The 7,577-nt window shown below is 54.8% G+C and carries 6 protein-coding genes and 2 pseudogenes; 6 read left to right on the forward strand and 2 right to left on the reverse strand.

Annotated features, from left to right (window positions below):
* From R6T97_RS10600 to R6T97_RS10620, 5 genes and pseudogenes are all read left to right on the forward strand, one after another.
* A pseudogene (locus R6T97_RS10600) lies at positions 1–297 on the forward strand (thymidylate synthase (FAD)); the annotation flags it as partial.
* Entirely contained in the window at positions 267–1,577 is a 1,311-nt protein-coding gene (locus R6T97_RS10605; protein WP_410349266.1) for a hypothetical protein, read from the forward strand. The pseudogene R6T97_RS10600 and the gene R6T97_RS10605, both read left to right, overlap by 31 nt.
* Before the next feature lie 461 nt (positions 1,578–2,038).
* Entirely contained in the window at positions 2,039–2,692 is a 654-nt protein-coding gene (locus tag R6T97_RS10610) for a protein-L-isoaspartate O-methyltransferase family protein (RefSeq protein ID WP_410349267.1), read from the forward strand.
* 57 nt (positions 2,693–2,749) lie between these two features.
* Positions 2,750–4,114 (forward strand): TolC family outer membrane protein, encoded by a 1,365-nt coding sequence (locus R6T97_RS10615; RefSeq protein ID WP_410349268.1) that lies wholly within the window; start codon positions 2,750–2,752, stop codon positions 4,112–4,114.
* Between the two features lie 79 nt (positions 4,115–4,193).
* Positions 4,194–4,877, forward strand: coding sequence for a hypothetical protein (locus R6T97_RS10620; RefSeq protein ID WP_410349269.1), 684 nt, complete (start codon positions 4,194–4,196; stop codon positions 4,875–4,877).
* Here the strand turns inward: R6T97_RS10620 and R6T97_RS10625 are convergent.
* Together R6T97_RS10625 and R6T97_RS10630 are read right to left on the reverse strand one after the other, a co-directional pair.
* Positions 4,874–6,319, reverse strand: coding sequence for a cobyric acid synthase (locus R6T97_RS10625; protein WP_410349270.1), 1,446 nt, complete (start codon positions 6,317–6,319; stop codon positions 4,874–4,876). The genes R6T97_RS10620 and R6T97_RS10625 overlap by 4 nt on opposite strands.
* Positions 6,320–6,589: 270 nt before the next feature.
* Positions 6,590–6,913: a DUF6280 family protein gene (locus R6T97_RS10630; protein WP_375254950.1), complete on the reverse strand. Its 324-nt coding sequence runs from the start codon at positions 6,911–6,913 to the stop codon at positions 6,590–6,592.
* A gap of 223 nt (positions 6,914–7,136) precedes the next feature.
* Here R6T97_RS10630 and R6T97_RS10635 point away from each other — a divergent pair.
* Positions 7,137–7,577 (forward strand): annotated as a pseudogene (locus R6T97_RS10635) (elongation factor P); the annotation flags it as partial.

Raw genomic sequence — 7,577 nt, forward strand, 5'->3', positions numbered from 1 at the left:
CAGCAAAGCATGGCGTATTATTATTGTCTCCTTTATTGGAAGCGTTTCAAAAGAGTTTTCCTGCAGGTGTTATCCCAATACGAAATCCGCGTCTACGCCGAGGAAATCTGCAAAGTCGTCGCCGACTGGGTGCCCGCCGCTTACGGCGCCTTCGAGGACTACCGCATGGGCGGCGCCACACTCTCGTCAAAGGCGATTAACTGCGTCCGCCGTATGCTTAAGGGTGAAGAGGTCACGCAAGAGACCTCCGGGATGAGCAAAGGCGAATGGCGGGAGTTTATGGGGGTTATTGGGTGAGTAAGCAAAAAACGGATGATGTTTACGGAGTATCTCGCGATATCCCACTAAATTACGTGGTGCGGGAAAACGTAGATGGCAAGTTAATCAATGACCTTACGTTAGACAAACACGTGATAATTTACGGAAGTTCCAAGCAAGGAAAAACATCCTTGCGAAAGCACTGCCTAGATGAAGATGACTATATTTTGGTGCAATGTCAAAATCGTTGGGGCTTAGAAAAATTGGCTGACGCCATTTTGAAGGAAGCGGGTTTCAAGGTAGAAATTTCTGAACAGCGAACTGTAGAAAACAAGCAAAAAATAATTGCTAAGGTTTCTGCGAAACTGAAAACGTTGGGCTTCGCTGAGACACAAAGTGAATTAGAGGCAAATATCGAGCGGGGCATAACAACCTCTAAATTGATGCAACCAATTGAGTTGGACCCTAGTGATCCTAACGATCTTGTAAATGCACTGGAGGCGATTGGCTTTGACAAGTACATCGTGTTGGAAGACTTCCATTATCTGCCTCAAGACACACAAGAGGGATATGCCTTCTTTTTAAAGACTGTTCATGAACGCTCCAACATTTGCTTCATTGTTGTCGCTGTTTGGAGAGAGGAAAACAGATTAATCTTATTGAACGGCGATCTGAGCGGTCGGGTGGTTTCTGTCGATGCTGATGAATGGACACCTGAGGAGCTTAGGACAGTTATTGAGGATGGTGAGAAACTCCTAAACATTAGGTTTGAAGAAGACTTTAAAGTTGAATTGATTCAAAAAAGCTTAGGAAGTGTATACATCGTGCAAGATAGCTGTCTGCGTGCTTGCAAAGTGGCGTCTGTTCATCGGACAGAAGATCAATTGGCCACCCTGAAGCTGGATAGAAATGCTGAAAGCTTTATTTCCGAAGTCGTTGCAGAATCTGGCCCTCGGTATTCAGCTTTCCTGACAAGCTTCGCTTCGGGTTTTCAAGATACGACACTAGAGATGTATAAGTGGCTCCTTTATCCAATTCTAACGGCGGAGACTTCAGATTTGGAAAAGGGAATTGGATATCGACAGATTCGTGAAACTCTTGAAGAAGTTCACCCAACTGGAAAAGATTTAAACGCTGGGAATGTAACTCAGGCCCTAGCTGCTATCCCTGCATTGCAGTCGAAAAAGAAGATCAAGCCTTTTGTCCTTGATTATGATCAGGCCAACAAGAGACTGTCGGTTGTTGATCGTGGCTTTCTTATTTGGCTTTCGACACAAAACATTGATGAACAGTTGCTCGAGCTTGGACTTAACCGATAGCATCCCGTAGCTCGGGGCCTGCCCCGACTCCCACCCCAACACCACACATCACCCACCGGTTTGGCGGGGGAGCCCCCGACCTACGGACCATCTGGCGAAACCGCCCCTTAATGGCACCCGTGCGTTTCGTGTAAGGGCCGCAATGTGGCGTTGGTGATATCCTGTCACTGCCGTATTTCTGATTGCGGGCTTTACCGGAGGAGGTGATACTGGGACGCAAGGCCCCCAAGTGAGACATGAAGTGCGGCGCACCTGCCGGATGCACCCTCGATAGTTTAGTCTAAGCAATGACTTAGCAGCATGGTCGCGGGTCCGGTACTCGCCTCAAGCAATGCACAGAGACTGTTTTCTGCCGTTTGCACACCTACATTTCGCAGCACCCTTTCTGGATGTTCAATGTTGCTGACCTGCTCCATCTATGGCATCACAATCCAAACACGCTGAACGAAAGAGTCTAGATCGTGACTGACTATGCCTCCCGCCGTACAACGATGGTCGACACGCAGGTGCGGCCTTCTGATGTGACGAAGTTTCCGATTATTGACGCCATGCTTGCCGTGCCGCGCGAAGCGTTTGTGCCTGATGCAAAACGCGAAGCGGCCTATGTTGGTGACAACCTCGACATTGGTGGCGGGCGCGTGATGCTCGAACCGCGCACGCTGGCCAAGATGATTGACGCGCTTGATATCCAGCCGCATCACGTCGTCCTCGATATCGCGTGTGGACTGGGCTATTCGACCGCTGTACTGGCGCATATGTGCGATTTCGTCGTCGCCGTCGAAGACGACGAGGCGCGGGCAAAAGAGGCGCAGTCCATTCTGTCTGAGCAGGGTGCGGACAACGCAGCTGTGATGTCTGGCCCGTTGGTGGACGGAGCCGCGAAATCGGCCCCTTACGATATCATCATTTTACAAGGCGGTGCAGAGCAAGTGCCTGATGCCCTTCTTGATCAGCTACGCGAAGGCGGTAGGATTGCGGCAGTCTTTTCGGAAGGAACGCTGGGGGTTGTGCGGGTCGGGCATAAGACCGATGGTGCCGTGAACTGGCGCTTTGCCTTTAATGCCAGCGCCCCGGTTCTGGCTGGTTTCGAAAAACGGACGGCGTTTGCACTTTAGAGAATAGTTGATCGCGCGGGGTTTCGCGTGAATATTAAGAACAAATAGAGGTCTCGCATGATTAAGCTTAAGGGTTTAGCCGCAGTCGCCGCTGTGCTGACATTCGTGGGGGCGCCGGCACTCAAGGCGGAAACGCTGGCCGAGGCTTTGTCTTCGGCTTACAATAATTCGGGGTTGCTGGAGCAGAACCGCGCACTCTTGCGGGCCGCTGACGAAGGCGTGGCGCAGGCGGTGGCGGCAACGCTCCCTGTGATCAACTGGTCGCTGTCCGCAAGCCGGACACGGGTGGAAACGCCTATAACCAGAACGACCGATTCCGCTCTGGCCCGTATCACCGGCGATCTGACGCTATATGATTTCGGCGTGAACCAGCTTGGCATAGATGCACAGAAAGAAGTCGTGCTTGGCACACGGCAAGCCTTGCGCGGGGTTGAACAGGACGTGCTGCTGCGCGGTGTTCAGGCTTACATGAATGTCCGCAGCGCCACAGAATTTGTGCAGTTGCGCCAAAACAACGTGCGCTTGATCACGCAGGAATTCCGCGCAGCCCAAGATCGCTTTGAGGTGGGTGAAGTGACGCGCACCGATGTCGCTCTGGCCGAGGCGCGGCTTGCCGCCGCACGCAGTCTTTTGGCTGCGGCCGAAGGTGATCTGGCTCAGTCCGGGGAAGAATACAGAGTTGCCATAGGCAATGTGCCATCCGGCCTGCGCACCGTCAGCGCAGCACCTGTTTCGCGCAGCCAGAATGAAGCCAAGGCTTTTGCTGTCCGGAATCATCCGGCCATTCTGGAGGCTCAACGCACCGTCACGGCAGCCGAATTGAATATCTTGCGCGCCGAGGCGGCAACGCGGCCTACTGTGTCCTTGAACGGTTTTGTGAGCACGGATAACGAATCCAACACGTCCGCCCAGATCGGCGTCAGTGTTGGCGGCCCGATCTATCGCGGTGGTCTGATCCTTAGCCAGTTCCGACAGGTGCAGGCCAACCGCGATGCGGCACGGGCCGCGTTGCATCTGATAACGTTATCGGTCGAGCAGCAGGTTGGAAATTCCTTTGCTGCGCTGCAAGTGGCGCGCGCTTCGCGTGAGGCGTCGGAACAGCAGATCAGCGCCGCACGCGTTGCATTTGAAGGTGTGCGGGAAGAAGCGACACTCGGATCGCGCACCACACTTGATGTGTTGAACGCCGAGCAGGAATTGCTGGACGCTCAAGCGAACCGCATTGCCGCCCAGTCGGATGAAGTCATCGCATCCTATGCACTGCTGTCTGCAATGGGTCTTTTGACGGTGGACCACCTCAATCTGCCTGTGCAGCAGTACGACCCAGCAGAGTATTACAATCTGGTGAAAGGTGCGCCGACTTTGCTGTCGGAACAGGGCGCTGCGCTGGATCGGGTTCTGGAAGCTATCGGAAAAGACTAATGGCGCAGTTGTTCGCGTGATATCTGTTCGCTAAAGTCTCGTGACTTGATGCAAATTTAGGATGAACAGGATGTCCAAGATGGCGCAGACTGATGACATTGATGAACTTGTATCCTCGGTGCGTGATTTCGTGTCGCACAAAGAGCCGCCACGCACCCGTTCACGTATATTGCTGGACCGCCTTATCCTGACGCCTGAACAGCGTGTGCCTGATGCAGAAATCGCAAAAACATCAATGAATGCTGCCACCGCATCCTCGCCGCGGCCTGCGACCAAAAATGGTCTGCCCGCCGTGCAGAGCTATGACAAAGCCGGACTGGAAGCGACGATCGCAGAGCTGGAGGCAGCTGTCACAGCACAGTTTGATGATTGGGAAGCCGACGAAGGTGAGAGCTTTGGCAAGGCAGCTTGGGCTGCGAGTGCCTTTCCATCCTCTACCGTCGATTCGCTGCAAGGCGCTGACGTCCAACCGACTTTTGTACACTTGGCGCAATCAGATGATGCAGATGCGCCACACGCAACAACTGACCACGACGTCACAGAGCCTTCGGCCCAAGCCAGAACTGACCGCGGTACCAAAGAGGCGCTGGAGGCTTCTGTGCTGGCAGGTTTTGACGAGCAGGCGCTGCGGAGCCTTGTCGCGGAAATCGTCCATGAGGAACTTGGTGGCGAACTTGGAGAACGGATCACACGCAATGTCCGCAAGATGGTACGCCGCGAGATCAACCGCGTTCTGACCAGCCGTGAAATGGGGCAGGGCTAACCTGCGAGCTTAAGCAGCTGCCCGATATCCAGATGCGTTTCCAGATGATCTGCAAGCGCATCGAGCGTGTCTTCGACGCTTTGTGAATAGTCGTGGTGTGTGACAGGCTTGCCAATGGCGGCAAGAAATGCCGCGCGAAATGTATCCGCGGCGAAAAGCCCGTGCAGATAACAGCCCATGATCCGACCCCCCGCCGATGCGGCACCCTCGTGGCGTCCATCCAGCGACAGCCAGGCACGCTCGCAATCCGGTCCTTCCGTAACGCCGATGTGGATCTCATAGCCAGCGACCGCGTCACCTGTCGGCAGATAGGTCGCGTTGGAAAGCGCCAGACGTTTCTGTGGCACCATAACGGTACGGACATCGAGCAGGCCCAGACCGGCCACCCGTGAGGACGGACCTTCGATCCCTTGGTCATCGATGACCTCGGTTCCGAGCATTTGGTAGCCACCGCAAATTCCCAAGACATGCCCGCCGCGTCGTACATGTGCGTTCAGATCAATATCCCACCCCTGCGCTCTGAAATGTGCAAGGTCCGCGATCGTTGATTTGGAACCGGGGATAATCACCAGATCGGCATCGCCGGGCAGGGGGCGACCTGCTTCGATGATGTCCACGGTAACGTCCGGCGTCGCCGTGAGCGGGTCGAGGTCGTCAAAATTGGCGATTCGGTTCAGGCGCGGCACTGCAATCCTTATTGCGCCACCCTTGCGACTGGTGATGTCCATGACGTCTTCGGCGGGCAGTTTCCATGCATCGGCAAACCATGGGATGATCCCCAGAGGTGCCCAATCTGTCCGCGCCGCGATGATGTCCATCCCTTCGGCAAAGAGTGTCGGATCACCACGAAATTTATTGATCGCAAAGCCTTTGATCAGCGCCTCATCCTCGGGTGGCAGAACGGCGTGTGTCCCGACAAGCTGTGCGATGACGCCACCACGGTCGATATCACCGACAAGGACGACCGGTACGTTGGCTGCGGAGGCAAACCCCATGTTTGCAATGTCACCTGCGCGCAGGTTCACCTCTGCGGGGCTACCAGCCCCCTCGACAATCACCAGATCGCGGCCTGTGCCAATGCGGCGAAAGCTTTCCAGAACGGGGGGCATCAGTTTGGATTTCTGCTTGCCATAGTCGCGGGCTTTCATCGTCGCAAAGCGTTTGCCCTGAACGATCACCTGCGCGCCAATCTCGGATTCGGGTTTCAACAGAACCGGGTTCATATCGACCAGCGGCGCCAGCCCGCAGGCCATTGCCTGCAATGCCTGTGCGCGACCGATCTCGCCCCCATCAGCCGTCACGGCAGCATTGTTGGACATGTTCTGCGGTTTGAACGGAGCGACTGACATGCCGCGCCTGACGCAGGCACGCGCGATGCCTGCAACCAGCATCGATTTGCCGACATTGGAGCCGGCCCCTTGGATCATGATTGCTTTGGTCATCGCTGTCCCCTTCGTTCACTTCATAAGGGCGCATGCGGCGCGGGGAAAGAGGATGACGACGCTAGCTCAGCTGATTCTGGTTGGCGATCATTGGGCAATGCCGGTCGCCCGCCATAGCTGCGGCCCAATCTTGGGGAGCATTTGGTATTTTGTTTGTCGATCACGACCACTCTATCACGACCACGCCCCAGATTGGCCTATTTCGGGGCTCAAAAACAAAAAACGCGGCCCTCGGGGCCGCGTCTTTAGCGCAAAGCTTTTTTGGTTTGATTAAGCAGCGCGTGCTTCTTGCTCGGCCGCGTTACGGCGTTCGCTTTCTTCACGTGACAGTGCGACAGATGTCCGCACGCCCTTTCCGACAAAATCCATCAGTCCGCCGACAACCCGTTCATTAGGGTCGATACCGGCGCATGAAAGCACTTCACGGCCATCACGTGACCGCGCCCAACGGGCGATCTGCTCTGGGCCGTTGCCGTATTTTTTGTCATCCGCAATCGCATCGTCCAATGCAGCCAATACCACTGCTGCAAAAAGCTTGCGGGCCCGGTTGCCTTGCTCGTTATTGAAGGCAGTACCGTCGACGAAATCTCGCATCATGTTTCCTTTTTTTGCTCTTGTAGTTCCCGCGTGTGGGCCTTTATGCATGTTCTGACATGATTCGGGGGCTCTCTTTTGGAATGGCAGCCATGCATTTTATGCATACCTAACGCGCCAAAAAAGAGACCGAACAGTTAAGCTTGCCAGCAGCCCTTTGCGAAGATATAGGCAGCGTTCGACGTCATTCAACCTTTGTTAATAATCTGAGACGCTTTCACCCATGCCAAAAATCAACGGTAACGAAATTCGCCCCGGCAACGTACTGGCGCATGAAGGCGGCCTTTGGGGCGCTGTAAAGGTTGATCATGTGAAACCCGGCAAGGGTGGCGCATTTGCTCAGGTGGAACTCAAGAACCTGCGTGACGGTAGGAAACTGAACGAGCGCTTCCGCTCGGCGGACAAAGTGGAGCGCGTGCGGCTCGATCAGAAAGATCAGCAGTTCCTGTTCGAGGATGGCGATATGCTGACATTCATGGACAGCGAGACCTATGAGCAAATCGCATTGCCTGCCGATATTCTGGGTGATCGCCGCCCGTCCTTCAAGACGGTATGATGGTGAAGATCGAATACTACGGCGATGAGGCACTGAATGTGAGCCTGCCGCAGAAGGTGACTTGCAAGGTGGTCGAAACCGAGCCTGTAGTGAAGGGCCAAACTGCGG

It is taken from the genome of Yoonia sp. (assembly GCF_046498525.1).
Classification (GTDB): Bacteria; Pseudomonadota; Alphaproteobacteria; order Rhodobacterales; family Rhodobacteraceae; genus Yoonia.

Coding starts and splice junctions, on each gene's coding strand:
- R6T97_RS10615 (WP_410349268.1), top strand. CDS start 2,750: ATGATTAAGCTTAAGGGTTTAGCCGCAGTCGCCGCTGTGCTGACATTC.
- R6T97_RS10630 (WP_375254950.1), bottom strand. CDS start 6,913: ATGCGAGATTTCGTCGACGGTACTGCCTTCAATAACGAGCAAGGCAAC.
- R6T97_RS10620 (WP_410349269.1), top strand. CDS start 4,194: ATGGCGCAGACTGATGACATTGATGAACTTGTATCCTCGGTGCGTGAT.
- R6T97_RS10605 (WP_410349266.1), top strand. CDS start 267: ATGGCGGGAGTTTATGGGGGTTATTGGGTGAGTAAGCAAAAAACGGAT.
- R6T97_RS10625 (WP_410349270.1), bottom strand. CDS start 6,319: ATGACCAAAGCAATCATGATCCAAGGGGCCGGCTCCAATGTCGGCAAA.